Annotated in this window: 17 protein-coding genes; 10 read left to right on the top strand and 7 right to left on the bottom strand. The window is 43.2% G+C overall.

Annotated features, from left to right (window positions below; all coding sequences use genetic code 11):
* Positions 1–339 precede the first annotated feature (339 nt).
* Positions 340–576 carry a major outer membrane lipoprotein gene (locus FE392_RS12740; protein ID WP_092509406.1) on the top strand — a complete coding sequence of 79 codons (237 nt, stop codon included), beginning with the start codon at positions 340–342 and terminating at the stop codon, positions 574–576.
* A gap of 103 nt (positions 577–679) precedes the next feature.
* Here FE392_RS12740 and FE392_RS12735 read toward each other — a convergent pair whose 3' ends face one another.
* The 3 genes from FE392_RS12735 to ydiJ form a co-directional block, all read right to left on the bottom strand.
* Positions 680–1,759 carry a L,D-transpeptidase family protein gene (locus tag FE392_RS12735; protein ID WP_319930593.1) on the bottom strand — a complete coding sequence of 360 codons (1,080 nt, stop codon included), beginning with the start codon at positions 1,757–1,759 and terminating at the stop codon, positions 680–682.
* A 202-nt stretch (positions 1,760–1,961) separates the two neighbouring features.
* Positions 1,962–2,375 (bottom strand): hotdog fold thioesterase, encoded by a 414-nt coding sequence (locus FE392_RS12730; RefSeq protein WP_319930592.1) that lies wholly within the window; start codon positions 2,373–2,375, stop codon positions 1,962–1,964.
* The gene (gene ydiJ / locus FE392_RS12725) at positions 2,372–5,443 is read right to left on the bottom strand and encodes a D-2-hydroxyglutarate dehydrogenase YdiJ (protein ID WP_319930591.1); all 3,072 of its coding nucleotides are present in this window, start codon (positions 5,441–5,443) and stop codon (positions 2,372–2,374) included. Before ydiJ ends, FE392_RS12730 begins: the two co-directional genes overlap by 4 nt.
* Positions 5,444–5,648: 205 nt before the next feature.
* On the opposite strand from ydiJ, the gene ydiK reads away from it, so the two are divergent.
* Entirely contained in the window at positions 5,649–6,758 is a 1,110-nt protein-coding gene (ydiK, locus tag FE392_RS12720) for an AI-2E family transporter YdiK (RefSeq protein ID WP_319930590.1), read from the top strand.
* 479 nt (positions 6,759–7,237) lie between these two features.
* On the opposite strand, the gene ppsA is transcribed toward ydiK, so the two are convergent.
* Entirely contained in the window at positions 7,238–9,616 is a 2,379-nt protein-coding gene (gene ppsA / locus FE392_RS12715) for a phosphoenolpyruvate synthase (protein WP_319930589.1), read from the bottom strand.
* 270 nt (positions 9,617–9,886) lie between these two features.
* Here ppsA and ppsR point away from each other — a divergent pair, with 270 nt between their 5' ends.
* The 7 genes from ppsR (at position 9,887) to FE392_RS12680 (ending at position 18,238) form a co-directional block, all read left to right on the top strand.
* Entirely contained in the window at positions 9,887–10,747 is an 861-nt protein-coding gene (ppsR, locus tag FE392_RS12710) for a posphoenolpyruvate synthetase regulatory kinase/phosphorylase PpsR (protein WP_439153484.1), read from the top strand.
* Positions 10,748–10,905: 158 nt separating this feature from the next.
* Positions 10,906–11,952 carry a 3-deoxy-7-phosphoheptulonate synthase gene (locus tag FE392_RS12705; protein ID WP_319930587.1) on the top strand — a complete coding sequence of 349 codons (1,047 nt, stop codon included), beginning with the start codon at positions 10,906–10,908 and terminating at the stop codon, positions 11,950–11,952.
* 474 nt (positions 11,953–12,426) lie between these two features.
* Positions 12,427–14,481, top strand: coding sequence for a TonB-dependent hemoglobin/transferrin/lactoferrin family receptor (locus tag FE392_RS12700; protein ID WP_319930586.1), 2,055 nt, complete (start codon positions 12,427–12,429; stop codon positions 14,479–14,481).
* A 76-nt stretch (positions 14,482–14,557) separates the two neighbouring features.
* Positions 14,558–15,631 (top strand): hemin-degrading factor, encoded by a 1,074-nt coding sequence (locus tag FE392_RS12695; RefSeq protein ID WP_319930585.1) that lies wholly within the window; start codon positions 14,558–14,560, stop codon positions 15,629–15,631.
* Positions 15,628–16,446, top strand: a complete 819-nt coding sequence (locus FE392_RS12690) for a heme/hemin ABC transporter substrate-binding protein (protein WP_319930584.1) — start codon at positions 15,628–15,630, stop codon at positions 16,444–16,446. The genes FE392_RS12695 and FE392_RS12690 overlap by 4 nt, the downstream gene beginning before the upstream one ends.
* The gene (locus FE392_RS12685) at positions 16,443–17,444 is read left to right on the top strand and encodes a FecCD family ABC transporter permease (RefSeq protein ID WP_319930583.1); all 1,002 of its coding nucleotides are present in this window, start codon (positions 16,443–16,445) and stop codon (positions 17,442–17,444) included. Before FE392_RS12690 ends, FE392_RS12685 begins: the two co-directional genes overlap by 4 nt.
* Positions 17,444–18,238 carry a heme ABC transporter ATP-binding protein gene (locus FE392_RS12680; protein ID WP_319930582.1) on the top strand — a complete coding sequence of 265 codons (795 nt, stop codon included), beginning with the start codon at positions 17,444–17,446 and terminating at the stop codon, positions 18,236–18,238. The genes FE392_RS12685 and FE392_RS12680 overlap by 1 nt, the downstream gene beginning before the upstream one ends.
* A gap of 212 nt (positions 18,239–18,450) precedes the next feature.
* Here FE392_RS12680 and FE392_RS12675 read toward each other — a convergent pair whose 3' ends face one another.
* Positions 18,451–19,071, bottom strand: a complete 621-nt coding sequence (locus FE392_RS12675) for a hypothetical protein (RefSeq protein WP_319930581.1) — start codon at positions 19,069–19,071, stop codon at positions 18,451–18,453.
* A 257-nt stretch (positions 19,072–19,328) separates the two neighbouring features.
* Between FE392_RS12675 and FE392_RS12670 the strand changes: the two genes are divergently transcribed.
* The gene (locus FE392_RS12670; RefSeq protein WP_319930580.1) at positions 19,329–19,694 is read left to right on the top strand and encodes a helix-turn-helix domain-containing protein; all 366 of its coding nucleotides are present in this window, start codon (positions 19,329–19,331) and stop codon (positions 19,692–19,694) included.
* A 173-nt stretch (positions 19,695–19,867) separates the two neighbouring features.
* On the opposite strand, the gene lplA is transcribed toward FE392_RS12670, so the two are convergent.
* Together lplA and FE392_RS12660 are read right to left on the bottom strand one after the other, a co-directional pair.
* Positions 19,868–20,884, bottom strand: coding sequence for a lipoate--protein ligase (lplA, locus tag FE392_RS12665; RefSeq protein ID WP_319930579.1), 1,017 nt, complete (start codon positions 20,882–20,884; stop codon positions 19,868–19,870).
* 97 nt (positions 20,885–20,981) lie between these two features.
* Entirely contained in the window at positions 20,982–21,467 is a 486-nt protein-coding gene (locus FE392_RS12660) for a C40 family peptidase (protein ID WP_319930578.1), read from the bottom strand.
* Between the last annotated feature and the right edge of the window lie 129 nt (positions 21,468–21,596).

Here is a 21,596-nt window from a genome sequence, read left to right as displayed (position 1 = left end):
GCATAAATAACGTGCTGCCTAATCTTCGGTGGCACGTTAATCATGAAATAATATTCACATCCATAAAACAGAAGAAAATTTGAAGTTTTTATATTTTCTATTACATGTCGTTTTTGCAATAAATTTGGTGAGATATAGGCGATTACATTAGCTTGTTTTCTCAATTTGAAATAAGTGAAAAATCTCTATTTTATTACCGATATCCAAAATTTATTGGATTATTCTGAGATAAAGAACAGTAAAATTTTTTTTGTAGCAAAAATTTATTCTCTTTCTAAAATAGTTTGTGTAATACTTAGAAGGCTACTTGGAGATTAACTTAATCTAGAGGGTAATGTAATGAATCGTACTAAAGTTGTATTTGGTGCAGTAATTCTGGCTTCTACTCTGTTGGCTGGTTGTTCGAGCGCGACTAAAGTTGAACAGCTCGCTTCTCAGGTTCAAACTCTGGGTTCTAAAGTTGACCAGCTGAGCAATGACCTCAGTTCTATCCGTTCTGATGTACAATCAGCTAAAGACGAAGCGGCTCGTGCAAATCAACGCCTTAATAACCAAGTCCGTTCATACAAGAAATAAACTTGTACTAATAAAAAAATGGCGTACTCAGTTGTACGCCATTTTATTTATCTCTCCCTGACTCCCAGCAAAAATGACAGTTTCCCGCCCTTCCTCACAACAGCTAAATACCCGGCTGATAAATTGGCTCTGGCTGATGCAATGATGAAACGTCTGCTGGTTTAATTCCAGAAATGGCTTCTTCACTATTTTCTACAGGTACTGCTTCAATAGGTTTTGAGACACTCACTCCCTTTGGATTATCTGGAACCTGACCTTTATTTACCTGTACTGGCATGCCTGAACGACGATTAATCGCTTGATCAACAATAACTTCATCTGTGGCAGGATTATCAATAAATTCGACCAACCCCGTAGAACGTACAATTGGCATCAACTGTGGATCATCTGACTCAGTTTTCGACAGTGGCTGATGCACTTCGACATAACGTTTGCCATCAGGCTCCACGGCATATTTTACCGGTTCATTGATGATCTGCACACGAGTCCCTTTCGGCACTGTTCGGAACAACTCTTCAATATCATCGGGCCGCAAGCGAATACAGCCAGAACTGACACGCATCCCAATGCCAAAATTTGCATTTGTCCCGTGGATCAGGTATTCACCCCGCCCGGCGGCCAGACGTAATGCAAAGTCTCCCATTGGATTTTCTGGCCCAGCAGGCACAACGGCAGGCAGAGTAATTCCCCGGCTGGCATAATCTTTGCGAATATTGGCGGTCGGTGTCCATGTTGGATGTTTGATCAACTGACTGACCGATGTTGTCATTGTTGGCGTATTGCGCCCAAGTTGCCCTATACCAATAGGGTATACGATGACATTGTTTGCTCCTTTAGGGTAATAATAGAGCCTAAGTTCAGCCAGATTGATGACAATTCCCTGACGTGGTGTATCTGGAAGTAACATTTGTGATGGAATAATCAGCTCAGTACCAGCTTTCGGCAAATATGGATCCACCCCAGGGTTAGCTTCCAACATTGCCAATAAGCCTATTTGGTATTTCGCTGCAATAAATTCCAACGGGAGATTGTCATCGGACACAGTATAGGTGCTATTTTCACCAATAAGACGGCTATTGGCAGGCGGTAAAGGATACTCGGCAGCATGGGCAATATTAGCCAATCCACTTAAAGATAACATACCAATCAAGCACATGCCGACAATAGTTAAAAACCGATTCATACATGCTCCCTGAAATCATACTTGAATGTTTGTGGTTAACTAATAGACTATTTTGCGGGACTATTCTATCTTATTCGAGGTAAACAATGCCTGTAGTAAACTGTGTTCATAGTAAATTATGCTCACAATAGAGCATACCAGCTTGTCCCTGCCACCTAATGACAGGAACAAAAACGTAATGAGACGGCTTAATCGGATGTTATTAAGATAAAATAGCCGTTGTCAGACGAGATGTGCAGCATAATTGTTGTAGTTCATTATAGATATCAATCTGCCAAACCTGATGTGAACGCCCAAGGTGAATAGGTTTACAGACGCCTCTAACAGTACCTTCACGGACAGATTTCAGATGGTTAGCATTGATTTCAACCCCTACCACTTTCTGCTCCCCCTCGGAACAAAGATATCCAGCAAACGAACCCAGTGTTTCAGCCAAGACTACAGACGCCCCACCATGCAAAATGCCAAACGGCTGTTTTGTCCGTTGATCCACAGGCATTATTGCTTCAATAAAATCATCGCCAAGCTGAGTAAATTCAATTCCTACATGCGATACCATGCTTTTACGATTCATTTCATTCAGTGAAGTCATATCTATATTACGTTTCCAAATCACGGCACTATCTCCAATAAGGCTTGCAATGGATGTTTAATTAATTTTCCTTCTATACGTTTCACCTGACTGCGGCATGAATATCCCGTACTCAAACAATTATCCAAAGATAGATTCTCCAATGCCGGAGCCCATGAAAGTTTGTAGATGCCAAGCGAGTTCTCCAGATTTTTCTTTTCATGGCCATAAGTGCCTGCCATGCCGCAGCATCCCACACTAATATTATTTAACTGATGGCCGAAATAATGAAATATATCAGCCCATTGTTTGCCGCTGTTAGGCAGTGACGTTACTTCAGTACAGTGCCCCAATAAATACCAGTCATGGCTGGAAGCTGCATCAGTGAATTTCCCTTGGGACAATTTGCCCTGCAGGATATCAATTAGCCACTCATGTACCAACTGAACGTTAAAACTCCCCCTCTGTTCGCCAAGAATTTCTTTATATTCATCTCGGTAACACAACACTAAAGCAGGATCAACACCAACCATCGGAATCCCCAACCGCGAAACCCGATTGAGAAATTCAGCCGTTTTATTAGCCGTTTTGGCAAACCGATTCAGGAAGCCTTTAACATGCTGGGCTTTCCCGTTGGGTGAAAATGGCAACAAAACCGGCTTATATCCCAATTTTTCAGTCAACTGTACAAAATCACTGACCACCTTCGCATCGTGATAACTTGTAAAAGGATCTTGCACAATCAGAATGTGCTGCTCACGCTGGGATGATGGCAAGTTTTCCAACTGCTCCAGCGTTGTCCTTGCTGCATAGTGGCCTGCCAGTTGCTGTTGCAATGTTGGGTAAGAAAGCAGGGGTAAATCAACCATGCCAATAGTGCGCTGGCTAATTTTTTGCACCCACGGTTGTTTCAGGAAAAAGTTAAATACCCGCGGAGCCTTTGCCATTAATGGCGTACTGTGTTCAACATTAGCCACAATATGATCGCGCAACGGGCGCATATAACGGCTGTGATAAAGCGCCAGAAAACGAGCACGGAACGAAGGTACATCAATCTTGATTGGGCATTGGGTTGAACAGGCCTTGCAGGCCAAGCAACCTGACATAGCTTCTTTCACTTCATGTGAAAAATCGTATTCACCTTGCCATGCCCGCCAGCTATAGCGTGTTTTTTCAATCAGCCCCCGCAAACTGGGGCGTTCCTGCTCCAGCCCTGACGACAATAATTTTGGTTCAACTCCCTGCTCTGTCAAAAGCCGCAGCCATTCCCGGACAAGTGTTGCCCGGCCTTTGGGGGAATGAATACGATGTTGGCTGATTTTCATGGATGGGCACATGGGGCTTTTGACATCAAAATTGAAGCACAGGCCATTGCCATTGCATTCCATCGCCCCACGAAACGTCTCTCTTACATTGACTGGAATCGTGCGATCGTAAGTGCCACGCTTTATATCATCGACTTTCATCATCGGGGCATCAATGCCAATGGGTGGACAAATTTTCCCCGGATTCAATCGATTAAGTGGATCAAATGCTGCTTTTATCCGGCGTAACTCATCATAAAGAGTATCGCCAAAAAACGCCGGACTATATTCTGCCCTGAATCCTTTGCCATGTTCACCCCATAACAAACCACCATATTTGGCTGTTAAACGGACAATTTCATCAGAAATCTGCTTCATCAACACTTCTTGTTGTGGATCACACATATCCAGTGCAGGACGCACATGCAAAACACCGGCATCAACATGCCCAAACATACCGTAATCAAGCTGATAGCTATCCAATAACTGGCGGAACTCAGCAATATAATCAGCAAGGTGTTGTGGCGGAACACAGGTATCTTCAACAAACGGAATAGGTTTAGCGGCTCCTTTGCTGTTACCAAGTAATCCGACAGATTTTTTCCGCATGGCATAAATGCGTTCAATATCTGCCAAATCATGGCACGTTTGATAACCAATGATCCCCGCTTCATTTTTTTCCATCAATTCATCAAGGCGCAAACAAAGGTGCTTAATCTGCTGCTCAATTTGCTGTTCATCATCACCGCTGAACTCGACAATGTTCAACCCTTGCATATCTTTGTCGGGCACATCAGTAATCAATTCTTTCACAGAATGCCAAACGATATCTTCACGTGCCAGGTTGAGAACCTTAGAATCCACCGTCTCTACCGAAAGAGCCTTGGCTTCCACCATAAAGGGGGCGTTGCGTAAAGCCGAATCAAAGGAATCATATTTGACATTCACCAGCCTCCTGACTTTTGGCAGTGGCGTAATATCCAGAGTTGCTTCCGTAATAAAAGCCAAGGTGCCTTCAGAGCCGGTCAAAATCCTCGTCAGATCGAATGATTGCATATCATCGCTGAATACATGGCGCAAATCGTACCCGGTCAGGAATCGATTGAGCTTGGGGAATTTCTCAATGATTAATTCTCGTTGCTCACGGCATCGTTCCAATACCGTTTTATAGACACGCCCTATCGTTGTATCATCCTGAGCAACCGATTCCGCCAGCGCCGTGTCCATCAAGCGGGTATCAAGCATTTCCCCGCCCAATAAAACAGCCCGCACACCAAGTACATGATCAGAGGTTTTACCATAAACCAGAGATCCCTGACCGGAAGCATCTGTATTGATCATCCCGCCCAACGTGGCACGGTTACTGGTCGAGAGTTCAGGAGAGAAGAAATAACCATAAGGTTTTAGATATTGATTGAGTTGATCTTTGATTACACCTGCTTCAACCTTAACCCATCCCTGCTCTGGGTTGATCTCCAGAATACGCTTCATGTAGCGGGACATATCCACCACAATGCCATTATTGAGTGATTGCCCATTTGTACCGGTTCCTCCACCACGTGGAGTAAAGGTCAAGGCATGAAAACGCGTTTCTCCGGCAACCCTTGCCAGCAGTGCAACATCTGCGCTGGAGCGCGGAAACACAACCGCCTGTGGCAATAGTTGATAAATACTGTTATCTGTTGACATCGTCAGCCTGTCGGCATAACTGCTGGCGGTGTCTCCAGTAAAACCAGCTTCTTTCAGTGCAGTCAAATAATCCTGAGTCAGTTCACTGACATGGGGGGCTTGGGATATACGTGGGATCATTGGCAGGTTGCCCCTTTTGTAATTAGTATCCACATTGCTTTATTTATATACTATCTTCGATAATGTTACTCAGACAACTTTCCGAGCAGGAAGGCTTTAAACCATATCACAAATTTATCAATTTTGAGCCTTTGGCGAAATAACGTATAGTTAATTACCATTGGTATTGCCAACAGTGTATTCAATCGAAACGGGAAATTATTTCATGGAAAAATCGCAACCATACCAGGACTTGCCCAAACTATTATTTGCATTATTTTTCATTTTATTGCTCATCACGACCAGTTTTTGGGTCTTAAGCCCTTTTATTTTTGGCTTTATTTGGGCAGGAATGGTTGTCATTGCTACTTGGCCACTATTAGAAAAATTACAACAACGCTTATGGGGAAAACGTTGGATAGCTGTAGCCATTATGACTTTATTATTAGTCTTGCTATTTGTTATCCCCATCGCGCTACTTGTCAGTAGCTTAGTAGAGAACAGCGCTCCGTTGATTGCCTGGGCAAAATCGCCTTCTACCATTCAATTGCCGCATCTGGAATGGCTAAACCGTGTTCCTGTCGTTGGCGAAGATTTATATCTTAAATGGCAGGCCCTGATCGCTGATGGCGGTAACATGCTCCTCAATAAAATTCCACCTTATATTGGCAAAGCGACAACATGGTTTCTGACTCAAGCCGCCAATGCAGGCCGTTTCCTTTTCCATTTAGCACTCATGGTTGTATTCAGTGTCTTACTTTATTGGAAAGGCGAGCAAGTTATGCTGAGCATCCGCCATTTTGCTGTCCGGCTGGCTGATAAACGTGGCGATGCCGTAGTGTTGCTGGCAGCGAAGTCCATCCGGGCTGTGGCTCTTGGCGTTGTGGTCACAGCACTGGTGCAAGCCATTGCTGGTGGGGTCGGGTTGGCCATTGCAGGCATCCCTTACCCAATGCTACTGACGTTATTGATGTTTGTTTGTTGCGTTGCCCAGCTTGGACCTCTTCTGGTTCTCATTCCCTCTATCGCTTGGCTTTACTGGACAGGGGATACAACATGGGGAACTATTTTGGTTGTCTGGAGTGTCATTCTGACCACAATGGATGGTGTGTTGCGGCCTTTCCTGATCCGCCTCGGTGCTGACCTGCCCATGATTTTAATTCTCACTGGCGTTATCGGTGGCATACTTTCGCTGGGCGTTATTGGATTATTTATTGGCCCTGTCGTTCTGGCTGTTTCTTACAGCTTACTACTGGCATGGATGAATGAAGTTCCCGAGCCTGAAGAAGATATGCTCTCATCAGAAAAATATTTTGGCAAAAAGAATGTAAAATAACCAAATAACTGCGCGAGAATATTATTTTCTCGCGCAATTATAAAATAAGTGAATGCATTTCTTGTTTCTTATTGGAAAAATAAATTCATTTCTTCCCAAAAATAACCCACTCTTAAAAATTTCCGCAAAAAAGTCGTTTTCTTAAAATTTCTTTTTCCTGGCTCTATTTATTAAGAGGATTCTTAAAGAATAAACTCTCTTATTAAATTAATATTCCTTTCATCGAAACGAATGTTTCCCAGTGAATTGCTATCACAGCCTATAACGCCATAGGCTGTATGTACCAAGTAATACATATATTGCTGTGTGTAGTCTTTGCCTGTCAGCCCATGATAGGCTTTTTTTTTGGAATTTTTCTACTTTTGTTTTTTTCTGCCTTTGTTTTCGGTAATTAAGCATCCCTGTTAAAAAGTATTCTATTATACAAAATATAAAAGCCTGCAAATATTTTAACAGGCTTTCATTAGCGTTATATTCCGTTAGTTGTTCTTAGCCAGAGAAATCCAAGTTTTCACTACGGTATCAGGATTCAACGATAAACTGTCAATTCCCTCTTTCATTAACCACTCAGCAAAGTCTTCGTGATCTGAAGGGCCTTGACCGCAAATGCCGACATATTTCCCCTGACGTTTAGCTGCCCGAATTGCCATGGAAAGTAATTGTTTCACTGCGTCATTGCGCTCGTCAAACAACTCAGAAACAACACCGGAATCACGGTCTAGCCCTAATGCCAATTGTGTCATGTCATTTGAGCCAATTGAAAAACCATCAAAATGCTCCAGGAATTGATCGGCCAAAAGTGCATTTGATGGGATCTCACACATCATAATAACTTTCAACCCATTTTCGCCACGTTTCAAACCCTGGGATGCCAGTTCGGCCACCACCGCTTCTGCCTGAGCGACTGTACGCACAAACGGGATCATGATTTCAACATTCGTTAGCCCCATGACATTGCGCACCCGTTTGACTGCTTCGCACTCCAGAGCAAAGCACTGGCGGAAGCTGTCAGAAACATAGCGCCCGGCTCCACGAAAACCTAACATCGGGTTTTCTTCGTGCGGCTCGTACCTATCCCCACCGACCAGATTCGCATATTCATTGGATTTGAAATCTGACAACCGAACAATGACACGTTTAGGCCAAAATGCTGCTGCCAGTGTTGCAATCCCTTCCGTCAGGCGCCCGACATAGAATTCAACAGGGTCATCATAACCCACCATCAATGACTTAATCTGTTCTTGCAATTCAGGAGATTGCTGGGAAAACTCAAGCAGGGCACGCGGATGAACACCAATCATTCGATTAATGATAAATTCCAGACGGGCCAGACCTACCCCTTCATTCGGTAAACAAGCGAAATCAAATGCGCGATCAGGATTGCCTACGTTCATCATGATCTTGACATCAAGTTTTGGCAGTTCATCAACCTGAGAACTTTGGATACTGAAATCCAGTTTATTCTGGTAAACAAACCCTGTGTCACCTTCCGAGCAAGAAACTGTCACCTGCTGGCCTTCCTGCAGACGCTCAGTAGCATCGCCGCAACCAACTACAGCCGGGATCCCAAGCTCTCTGGCAATAATGGCAGCATGGCAGGTACGGCCACCACGATTTGTGACAATCGCCGCCGCTTTTTTCATGATGGGTTCCCAATCAGGATCGGTCATGTCTGTTACCAGCACATCACCTGCCTGGATACGATCCATTTCACTGAGATTATGAATGACCTTAACCGTTCCGACACCAATCCGATGCCCGATAGCCCGGCCTTCTACCAGAACCTTGCCCTGTTCATTGAGTTGGTAGCGTTCCATGACCTGCTGATTTGAACGAACAGTTTCGGGACGCGCCTGTACAATATACAATTTGCCATTGTGCCCATCTTTTGCCCATTCAATATCCATCGGACGGCCATAGTGTTTTTCTATCAATAAAGCCTGCCTTGCCAGTGCTTCAACTTCGCTATCCGTTAAAGAGAAACGATTGCGTAGTTCATCTGAAACATCTTCTGTACGCACTTGTTTTCCATGTTCTTTACTATCGGCATAAACCATGCGTATTTTTTTGGAACCAAGATTACGGCGCACTATCGCAGGATTATTGTTTAATAAAGTAGGCTTATGAACATAAAACTCATCTGGATTTACAGCCCCTTGAACAACCATCTCTCCCAAGCCATAGGCTGATGTGATAAATACCACCTGATCAAAACCAGATTCAGTATCAATCGTAAACATCACGCCTGATGATGCCAAATCTGAGCGCACCATGCGTTGTATGCCCGCAGAAAGCGCGACACCACGATGGTCATATCCTTGATGCACACGGTAAGAAATCGCACGGTCATTGAATAATGATGCGAAGACATGCTTAATTGCAACCATGACCGCGTCAATGCCCTGTACATTTAAGAAAGTTTCTTGCTGCCCGGCAAAAGAAGCATCCGGCATATCTTCTGCTGTTGCAGAAGAGCGTACTGCGAAAGATGCCTCAGGCTCGCCTTCAGACAATTGCAGATAAGCATCACGGATATCTTTTTCAAGCTGGGCCGTAAATGGCGTATCAATCACCCACTGACGGATTTGTGCGCCTGCCTTGGCCAATTGATTAACATCATCAACATTGGTTTCATCCAGCAACTGATAAATACGCTGGTTCACGCCACTTTGTTCCAGAAAATCATTAAATGCCTGTGCCGTTGTTGCAAAACCATTAGGAACAGACACACCAAGTTCAGCTAAATTGGTAATCATCTCGCCAAGGGAGGCGTTTTTACCACCGACTCGATCAACGTCATTCATGCCTAATTGGTTATACCAGAGCACGTTGCTTAGGGTGAGGCCATTATTGGACATTAGAAACTATCCTTTTTTTACATTCAGAGGTACAAATCGGAAAAATTATCGCTGCTTTTAACAGCAGAGATAGACTAGCACATTGTTTTGCCAGAGACGGAAAGGTGAATCGATCAACCCAGCAATATTATTTTTTTATAGATATAATCAAGAACACTGGTTATTCTGGTAGCGTTTGTTAAAAACGATTCAGCCGATAATGCTAAAAAAATCCGATCGCATGCAATTAATCGAACAATAGTTAATCAAACAATTAAAAATGAGATGATGATGGAAGTTTATACACCCATGACATCAGAAGATGATTTACTGAAACGCAACGTATTTTTTATTTCTGATGGAACCGCAATAACTGCCGAAGTATTGGGTCATGCTGTCTTATCCCAGTTTCCAATTACTGTCACTTCCTACACTCTACCTTTTGTCACTAATAAAGCACGGGCAGAAGAAATTCGGGGCCAAATAAACGCGATATACCAACAAACACAAATCAGGCCATTAGTTTTTTATTCCATCATTTCAGATGAAGTTAAAAATATTATTACCCAAAGTGAAGGTTTTTGTCAGGATATTGTTCAAACATTGGTCGCTCCACTGCAACAAGAAATAGGCTTGGAACCAAAACCGGAATTACACCGGACTCATGGTTTATCTAAAAAGAATCTGGGGCAATATGATGCCCGCATTGCTGCCATTGATTATGCCCTCGCCCATGATGACGGTGTTTCATTGCGCAATCTCGATCAAGCCCAGGTTATTATTCTTGGCGTATCACGCTGTGGAAAAACACCAACCAGCCTTTACCTTGCAATGCAATTTGGCATTCAAGCGGCAAACTACCCATTCACTGCCGATGATATGGATAACCTTCAGTTACCTGCTGCTTTAAAGCCTTTTCAGAATAAATTATTTGGCCTGACAATCAGCCCGGAAAGGCTTGCAGCCATTCGGGAAGAGCGGCGAGAAAATAGCCGTTACGCTTCATTGCGCCAATGCCGGGTTGAAATTGCTGAAGTTGAAGCACTGTTTCGCAAAAATCAGATTAATTATTTAAACACGACCAATTATTCTGTCGAAGAAATTTCAACCAAAATTATTGATATTATGGGGTTGAAACGCCGAATGTTCTGATTGGAAAACCCTATAAATTTCACAATAATTATTCACGATACTTTCTCACACAAATATCAGTCATTGTCTGTTGAATTTGCTGGAAGTTGAGTTATTGTGATTTCAGTCATTCCAGATACTGTTTCAATGTGAAGTAGAATTCGAGAAAGTAAAAGTATATGTACAAAACAGATGAGTTAAGAACGCGCCGCATTGATAGCCTAATCACACCTAAAGCACTTGCTGAGCAATATCCTGTATCAGAAAAGAGTCTGCAAAATGTGACATTGTCACGAAAGCATATTGAATCAATTTTGGCAGGAGATGACCAACGCCTGCTCGTCATTATCGGCCCCTGCTCTATCCATGATGTTGATGCCGCCATTGATTATGCTTCCCGCCTGAGCGTGTTGCGTGAGAAATACCAACATAGTCTGGAAATTGTAATGAGAACCTATTTCGAGAAACCGCGGACAGTGGTTGGCTGGAAGGGTTTGATTTCTGACCCTATGTTAGATGGCTCATGCCAAGTCAATAAAGGTATTTCTCTTGCTCGTAAGCTATTGATTGATATTAATGAGTTGGGCGTGCCTACTGCGACAGAATTTCTGGATATGGTGACAGGCCAATACATTGCCGATCTAATCAGTTGGGGAGCGATTGGAGCCAGAACAACCGAAAGCCAGATTCATCGGGAAATGGCCTCAGCTCTCTCATGCCCTGTAGGCTTTAAAAATGGCACGGATGGCAACACGCTCATCGCCATTGATGCAATCCGCGCCGCACGTGCCAAACACATGTTTTTGTCTCCTGATAAGAATGGTCAGATGACCATTTATCAAACTAGTGGCAATCCTTACGGCCATATTATTATGCGTGGCGGGAAAAAACCGAATTACAGTGCTGAAGATATTGCAGAAACTTGCCATAAATTACGCGACCAGCATTTGCCAGAACGCCTGATTGTTGATTGTAGCCATGCTAACTGCCAAAAAATCCACCGCCGCCAACTGGATGTTGCAAGAAATATCAGTGAGCAAATTAAAACTGGTTCAACAGCCATTGCCGGCGTTATGGCTGAAAGCTTTTTGGTTGAAGGCACACAAAAAGTGATCCACGGGGAACCTTTGACTTACGGCCAATCCATCACTGATCCATGCCTTGGCTGGCAAGATACGGAACAATTTATCAGTATTCTTGCAGATGCCATCGAAAGTCGTTCCTGAATCCTTTCTTTATTCTGGCTCCTGTTTGCCTATGGGAGCCAGCCTGCGCTAAAAATAAAACATCTAAAATCAGTCAATTAATACATAATTTTAGGTATAGAAAAAAATAGCTTGAAGTTAGTCTTTGTTGAAACGATAATTATTCTCAATATTAGAATAATTACTGTTCACTTTTGGTATGGAAAAGTTAGCGCATTACCCATTCAATTACACTAATTCTCTACAGCAGCAGACTCACCCTGACCTATTCAGCAACACTGCGTCCAGCAATTGCATCAATAGTCAGCCATTTCTGGGGAAATTGTATGCAATGAATATGTACTGCCAAAACAGATTTTTTCATTACATCCAACCAAACTCAGCAAATTTATTCTGACACATTCAAAAACCAGTATGCCTGCCCGTTGAATATCAGCGAGGTACGTGGCTATTTGTGTTGATTAAAATGCCGTTTCAACATGGAGATTGAACTACATGACCCTAATTAAATCGCCAAATCTAAAGCTGTCTACATTAAGTGTAGTTATCTTCGCGAGTTTAGCTTCTGCGAATGCGGCGACAATACCTTCCGAGCCAGTTCATACCAAAACGACACATGCCGAAAAAGGCAAATCATCCGGGGATACAATAACTGTGTATGCCACGGGCAATCAACGTGACAGTTTTGAAGCTCCAATGATGGTTACGGTCATTGAAAACAACTCAGCCAACAGTAAAGTTGCAGGCAATGCAAATGATTTGCTGCGCAATATCCCGGGGCTTCATATTTCTGGCACCGAGCGGGCCAATGGGCAGGACATCAGTCTGCGTGGTTATTCTAAAAGTGGGGTTTTGACGCTGGTCGACGGTATTCGACAAGGAACGGATACCGGGCACCTTAATGGTGTATTCCTCGATCCGGCCTTAATTAAACAAACTGAAGTCGTTCGTGGCCCGTCTGCCTTACTATATGGCAGTGGTGCGTTGGGTGGTGTTATCGCCTATCAGACAGTCGATGCCGCCGATTTATTAAAAGAAGGCCAAAATGCGGGTTTCCGTGTATTCAATCGTGCCGGAAGCGGTGACCATAGCCTCGGGTTTGGTGGCTCTGCATTTGGCAGAACAGAACAATTTGATGGTTTATTGTCATTTGCTACCCGAGATGTAGGTAATATCCGTTACGGTGGCGGGTTTCAAGGACGCAATGATGAAAGCATCGGTAATATTCTGTCCAAAGGTTCTTGGAAAATCACTGACAGCCAAACACTCAGTGGCAATTTGCGTTATTACCGCAATGAAGCCCATGAACCCAAAAATCCTCAGGACATAACCTATCCCGATAATAATCAACGAGCAGACCGTACTACAACACAACGTGATGCCCAACTGACATATCAATTTAACCCTTCAAGCTACACTTGGTTAAATCTCAAGGCTGATACCTATTATTCTGACGTTAATATTAACGTTAAAACCAAAAAAGATGGCTTTGAAGGCCGTAAACAAGAAACTTATGGCTTGAAATTAGAAAATCGTTCCCATTTTGGGACGAATACCTTTGCTGCCCACCAATTAACCTACGGCGGTGAAACTTATAAGCAGAAACAAAAACCAAGTGGCAATACAGAGAGTTTCCCTGATGCCGATATCCGTTTTGCTTCAGGTTGGCTGCAAGATGAAATCACTTTGCATGATTTGCCCGTTTCGTTTATTGCCGGCACCCGCTACGACAATTACAAAGCCTCAAATAGCAAATATGACGATGTCAGTGCCGATAAATGGTCGTCTAAAGGGGCTATCAGCATAACGCCGACAGATTGGTCGATGTTGTTTGCTTCCTATTCCCAGGCATTCCGTGCTCCGACGATGGGAGAAATGTATAACGATTCAAAACACTATCCTGGAAACTATTGGACACCAAATCCCAACCTGCGACCTGAAAGTAATGAAACACAAGAATATGGTTTCGGGCTCCGTTTCGATGATGTGTTGATTGATAATGACGACCTAAAATTTAAGGCTAGTTATTTTGATACTAAAGCAAAAGATTACATCACATTCACCATAAACCAGGAAGAAAGATTCACAAAATCATTCAACATTCCAAAGTCTAAAATTTGGGGCTGGGATGTTTCGATGACTTATGACTCTGATTGGTTCACTTGGGATCTCGCTTATAACCGTACAACGGGCAAAAACGAAGAAACAGGGCAATCTATAGCGGCTATCAGTCCAGATACTCTGACCAGCACATTAGATATTCCTCTGCCTAGAACAGGGTTTTCCATTGGCTGGATCGGTAAATTTGCCCGCCATACCCAATACCAAGGCGTATACGGTACTAATAAAGACGAATATGGCCGACCCATGCATCAATATGCGGGTTACGGCGTCAATGATTTCTATGTCAGCTACCACGGCGAAGACGCACTAAAAGGATTAACCACCTCAGTCGTATTGGCTAATGCCTTTGATAAAGAATATTACTCATCACAGGGAGCGCCACAGAATGGCCGCAGCGCCAAACTGTTTGTCAGCTACCAGTGGTAAAAATAGCAGTGTCCCAATAAGATGATTTTAAGACTAAATTTATTTTTAACGCAGTGTTTTTAAGGAGCTAGTAACTGTGACTCAATCACTTTATGAACGTTACCAACAAGCCAAAGCAGATAACAAAGCAAAATACGCACGTGATCTGGCTGCTTACCTCAATGTCAGCGAAGGAGAGTTATTGCATAGCCGTGTCGGCATTGATGCAAAACGCCTGAACGTTGATGCTCCTACACTGCTTAAGGAATTGGCGGTTGTTGGTGAAACTAAGGCGATTACCCGTAATGATTTTGCGGTTCATGAACACATTGGCTGTTACGAAAATACCAAATTCAGCGAACATGTCGGTTTGATCCTCAATCCTCGTGAGCTGGATCTGCGTCTGTTTTTCGATCACTGGAGCAGTGTTTTTTCTCTGGTAGAACCTGCCAAGAACGGCATGCGCCACAGCATTCAATTCTTCGACCGCCAAGGTGATGCCCTGCACAAAGTCTATACCACCAACAAAACTGATATGGCGGCATGGGAAGCACTGATCGAAAAATACCAGACCGATGAAAACCCTGAATTGGTTATCCAGCCAGAAGAAGTGCCTGTACTTGCTGAAATGACAGAACAACTGCAAGTACAACTGGATGAAGAATGGCGTGCCATGACTGATGTACATCAGTTCTTCGTTATGATGAAACGCCACAATCTGAACCGCCAGCAGATTTTCAATGCCGTAAAAGATGATTTGGCATATCGTGTGGACAATTCGGCGTTATCTCAACTTGTTGAAATCGCGCATAAAGATCAGAATGAAATTATGGTCTTTGTCGGAAACCGTGGCTGTATCCAGATTTTCACTGGCAAACTGGAACGCCTGATGCCTTATCAGGAAGAGAATTCCGCGCAGAAGTGGATCAACATTTTCAACCGTAACTTCACGTTGCACCTGATTGAAAGTGCCATTGCTGAAAGTTGGGTAACTCGCAAACCAACCACTGATGGTTTTGTTACCAGCCTGGAATTGTTCGATGCCAATGGCAACCAGATCGCACAATTGTACGGCCAACGTACTGAAGGAACCTCTGAACAGGCTCAGTGGCGTGATCAAATTAGTGCCCTGCCTAAATTACAACCAGAACAGGAAACTTGCATAGCATGAAAAAATGGCTTCTAACATTTATGCTTGCCATCTCTTCCAATGCATTCTCTGCTGAACGCATTGTGACAATCGGTGGCGATGTGTCTGAAATTGTTTTTGCACTTGGCGAAGGACAACATGTTGTCGCAAGGGATAGCACCAGCCTGAATCCGAAGGAATTGCTTTCTCTGCCTGATATCGGGTATATGAGAATGCTTAATTCCGAAGGGATCTTATCCATGCGCCCATCACTGGTGATCGCAAGTGAATCGGCTCAGCCTTCTCTGGCACTCAAGCAAGTCGAAGATGCCGGTGTAAAAGTCATTAAAGTGACCAGCGAAACCTCGTTAGAAGCCGTTCCAGCTAAAATCATGACCGTCGCCAAGGCGGTCAATCAGAAAAAACGTGGCGAAGAGTTAATTGCCCAATACCGCCAACAATTGGCTGATATCACCACGTCAGATATTCCCACCAAAGTGATCTTTATCATGAGCCACGGTGGTCTCAATCCAATGGCTGCCGGTCAACAAACAGCCGCAGATCAAATGATCCGTGCCATTGGCGCAAAAAATGCCATGCAAGGTTTTCAGGGATATCGTCCTTTGTCTCAAGAAGGTGTCATTGCCAGTAAACCAGACTTACTGCTGATCAGTACTGAAGGGCTAAAAACCTTAGGTGGCATTGATAAAGTCTGGCAACTTCCGGGTCTGAATTTCACACCTGCTGGTATGAAAAAACAGGTCGTTGTTGTGGATGAAATGGGTCTGCTTGGGTTTGGGTTGCAGACACCTACCGTAATGAGAAAAGTCCGTGAAGCAGCGGAGCAAGTGCAATGAGTCGTTCTCAATCCCCCCTTCTTGGCTTAATGGTGCTGAGTATTTTGCTAATATTTTTAGCAATTAGTTCAGCCAACCTGGGGGCATTGCCACTTTCCTTCAAAACCCTGTGGGAATCCTCTTTGGATGACCCACAGTGGCAAATTTGGTTAAATATCCGGTTACCAAGAATTCTATTGGCCATCCTTGTTGGATGCGCGTTGGCTGTATCAGGCGCCATCATGCAAGGCCTGTTCCGCAACCCCCTTGCTGATCCCGGATTATTGGGGATCAGCAGTGGCGCGGCTTTGATGGTTGCCGTGGCTATTGTTCAACCTATTACTTTTTTTGCCAGTATTGCCTTATACAGCCACATTATTGCAGCCTTTATCGGCAGTCTGTTGGTTTCAGTGCTCATCTTTTCCCTTGGGAAATATAACCACGGCAGCCTGTCTAAGTTATTGCTTGCAGGTATCGCCATTAATGCACTTTGTGCATCATTTATTGGTGTTTTAAGCTATATCAGTAACGATCAGCAATTACGTCAATTCACTATTTGGATGATGGGTTCACTGAGCCGAATTGAATGGCCAACATTACTTATTGCTGCATCACTCATTATCCCTGTTTGTATACTGGCTTTCAGTCAATCGCGAAAACTCAATTTACTACAATTGGGGGATGAAGAAGCTCACTATTTAGGCGTTAATGTTCGCCGTACCAAGTATCAATTATTGTTACTGAGTGCTTTGTTGATTGGATGCTCTGTTGCATTAACTGGGATTATTGGTTTTATCGGCTTGGTTATCCCGCATCTTGTCAGGCTTCGGTTTGGCGGTGATCATACTTGGCTACTGCCAATATCCGCTGTTGGTGGGGCATGCCTTTTATTGACAGCAGATACACTGGCCAGAACTTTAGTTTCTCCAGCTGAAATGCCCGTGGGGCTTATCACTGGTTTGATCGGTGCTCCCTACTTTTTATGGCTTATCCTTAAGCCATCCGGGAGACGTTTATAATGAAACCTGTTATGTCTGATAGTTTAATTGAAGCCAAGAATTTAAATTATTTCATCGGTCAACAGCAGATAATCAAAGATGTTTCACTGTCTATTCGTCAAGGTGAAGTCGTCGCGATTATTGGCCCGAATGGGGCAGGAAAATCTACTCTTTTACGGTTGTTAACAGGGTATAACCCTCCGCATTCAGGTGAGTGTTTATTGAAAGGTACTCCTATTTCTCAATGGCCAACTCAACAACTGGCGCGCACGCGTGCTGTAATGAAGCAATATAGCTCTTTGTCTTTTTCATTCAGCGTAGAAGAAGTTATTGCTATGGGGCGTGTCCCCCATGAAAACAGCCACAAAAAAATTGCCATTGATGAAGCTATTGCATTAACCGAATGTGAAGAGCTGAGAAATAGAAATTACCAGCAGCTATCCGGGGGAGAACAACAGCGAGTACAACTGGCAAGGGTTTTGGCGCAACTCTGGCATCCAGAGCCCACAGAATCGTGCCTGTTTTTAGACGAACCAACTTCCGCACTGGATCTTTATCATCAACAACATACATTACGGTTAGTTCATCGGCTAACACGACAATCTCCCCTTGCGGTCTGCTGTGTATTGCATGACTTGAATTTGGCAGCACTGTATGCCGATAAGATTATTCTGCTGCATAAGGGGAAATTAGTGGCAACGGGTACACCACAGGAAGTGTTGCGTGATGATATTCTTAAACAATGGTATCAGGCAGATTTAGGTGTTACCCAACATCCTGAAACTCATCAGCCACAAGTTTATCTCCGCCAATAGAACAGCCGTTCCTCGAGGCATATCCCGCCGGCAATAAGTTAACGGCGGCCAAATGGACAAAAATGGATAAAGCAAAAAGGCAAATTTTATAATCCCTGTAAAATTTGCCTTCGTTTTAATCTAAACTGATTTAAAGCTAACCCACCTCAAATACAAAAAAGCAATCAGACCAATATTATTTGATCACACTAATTTATTGAGTCAGTTATTTGTTATGCAATACGTTGTTTACGGGCGGAAGATAAATACCAAAGTGTAGCGATTAAACACAGCGCATAACCTAACATTTCACAGCCTTCTTCCACCATATTTTTGACTGTCCGATTGAAATGTTCATCCATCAATCCTTGCCATAAACTCCCCATACCAAATAGACGGGAAAACACCAGAACACACAGTAAACCACATACCATCATGGAATAACTCTGATGGCGGGTGAAATGAACAAGGCCGGAGAGAGACTGGTTTCCTTTCATACCAGCATATCCTATACAAGCCAGAGACAACGGGATGGCAAGCCACGACCATGCTCCGTGAAAGAAGACATCATCAAAATAAGCATCTAATTCTCTGATTAAGAGACTGCTAAAAAAACCAGCCATTAATAACAATGCCGGACGCAGTTTTAGATTATTCTTCGCTTCATAAAACAGCAAAATCGCAATAATCAGTAAGAACAGCTCCTGAAAAATTTCAGTCAGTGAATTTTCCTGTACTCCATTGTGTAGATAATTTACATCCAAAAACAGTAAACCGGTCACTCCAGCGATTACCAGTGCGTATAAAATAAAAAAAACCAGCTTGCTGGTTAAATAAGTCAAATCAGATTGCATTACAGCCTCGTTCATCATTTACAACGCGGCAATAATACCATTACTGTAAAAACCTGATGAGCATCCGATGCTATCACTTGTTTAGTAAGAGAAAAGCAACCACTGCATGATTTTTGTTACTCTAAAACAGCACATTTTGCATATACGCTAAAAAAGAAACACTTAAAATGTGCCACATAATAACGTAAGTTACTATCTGTGTTTATTATGCACAACGCTATCTTTTCAGCAATTACCCACCTATGTGGGAGGTAGATATGTCAGAAAATGTTATTAACGATATTGTGAGATGGTTAGAAGGCCAGCTTCAACGAGCTGAAGGAATCAAAATCGAAACGATTGCTCATAAAAGTGGCTATTCAAAATGGCATCTACAACGCATATTTAAAGAGATGAAAGGATGTACACTGGGTCAATATGTCCGCCAGCGCCGTCTTCATGAAGCGGCCAAATCTCTGCGTGAAGATAAATTACCGATCCTTGACATTGCTTTGCAATATGGTTTCAGCTCTCAGGCCACATTCACCCGGATTTTTAAAAAACATTTCAATACGACACCGGCTAAGTTCAGGGCAAACAATCACTTGTCTGAATTAAACGTTTGTAGCAATAGCGAGAAATAATTTACATATAAGCAACCTTAAGGCTCTTCCGTTAGAGCCGCCTCTATGGCTCCGTCCCCAGAAGATTAGTTAACAATTAATTTCCTGCTAAATTATAGACAGATGAAAATCCCGTTATAGGATTTTCATCCTGAATTCATGTGGCAATTATTCCATCCGGTTTGATTTCCGTTTCATTTTAATTCACTGACCAGCCAGTCGTGCAATTGCTGTAATTCCGCATCTAGGGAAGAATATAGCTCCCGGATTTGATGAACGTTCTGCCCTACCGCCTCAGGCTGATACAACACACCAATAAGTTTTTCCGCCAATAACTCAAACGGTGTTGGCTCCAAACTATCAGTAAATATTTGGCAACGGCTGATCACGCCATGCTCAACATCAATATGCAGTTCAATTCCACCCCAGACGAACCGCGTATCCAATGTATGGCTAAATGCAGGAGCCTGACCAAAATTCCATTCCCAACTACTCTGCTTAGCGAAAATATCACTAAACCCCGGCAGATCAGGCAAAGCTTGTGGTGAAATCACTTCCGCCTTAACCATCTCGCCAAAGTATTCAAAAAATGACTCAATGATCCCTGCACAGACGGTTTCATGTGTAATATCCGGTATTAACTCGGATAAATTCGTGACTCTGGAACGTACAGATGTGATCCCTTTCGCTTGCAGTTTCTTGGGATCAGGATTGAGATAATCAGCAAGGCGATTTAAATTCGCATTAATCAATAAAGTACCGTGATGAAACCCACGGTCTTTAGTTTCTTTATAGGCAGAGCCGGAGATCTTTCGCTCCCCTTCTGGAGAAGATAAAACCAAATCATTACGGCCGGAAGCTGTTGCATGGATCCCTGATTTTTTTAATCCTTCCAAAATGATCTGTGTGGAAACCGTCTTATTATATTCAGGTTTGCCTGCCATAAAGGTGAAACATGTATTGCCCAGATCATGGAAAACCGCACCACCACCACTGCTACGGCGAGCCAGCTTTATGCCATCCTGCTCCATTCGCCGGGTATTACACTCTTTCCACGGATTTTGTGCACGGCCAACAACGACAGTATCGGCATTACGCCACAAAAACAGAACACGTTGATTTGACGGCATTTGCCGAAAAATGCATTCCTCTACAGCGAGGTTAAACCAAGGGTCGTACGAGTCTGACAATAACAGACGTAATGTGGACATATTTGACTCCAGCAAAGAGAAACGTAAGTGATAACTATAATTTATTGATATCGCTCATAATCTGGATATTGATGCCCACTTGCTGGAAAAAATTAAATCACATCCTGCGAGCTTGCCAGAAAACACGGCGCCAATACACATTATCAAGGGAGGAACGTATTACACCTTTACTGGTTGATGCGTGGATAAATTCATTATTCGTATCATAAATGCCTACATGCAACCCACTTTCACCACTGCCTGTTTTGAAAAAAACCAAATCCCCCGGCATCAGATCATCTTTGTCAATTCGTGTGCCTAATTTAGTTTGTTCACTCGTTGTGCGTGGAAGCCGGATATTAAAGCGATCATAATACGTGCGGTAGACGAAGCCAGAACAATCAACGCCACGTCTATCCATTCCTCCATAGCGATAAGGTGTATTATGCCATTGTTTCAATTGTTCTTTTAGCTGGGCAATGACCATTATTGGGTCAGAAAGTGCGGACTTTGACGGCGGAGGGAGGGATTTTGAGATCTGATTGGAGCACCCAATAAGAAAAAAGCTAAATAGTAAGCATAAATAGCCTGCTCTTGTTATCATTTGCTTTCTCCCGGTGACCATAATGGAAACAAACAAATTTTATCTGTCATGAGGTAAAAAGACCAGTTTATATACCAAATTTCCTGCCATACGGGCTAAAACTGTTTATTTCCCCCTGTTATTGACGAT

Origin of the sequence: Xenorhabdus santafensis, from assembly GCF_033949405.1 — a bacterium.
Classification (GTDB): domain Bacteria; phylum Pseudomonadota; class Gammaproteobacteria; order Enterobacterales; family Enterobacteriaceae; genus Xenorhabdus; species Xenorhabdus santafensis.
The sequence above is the reverse complement of the archived record's forward strand: the minus strand, read 5'-3'. Positions and strand labels throughout refer to the sequence as shown.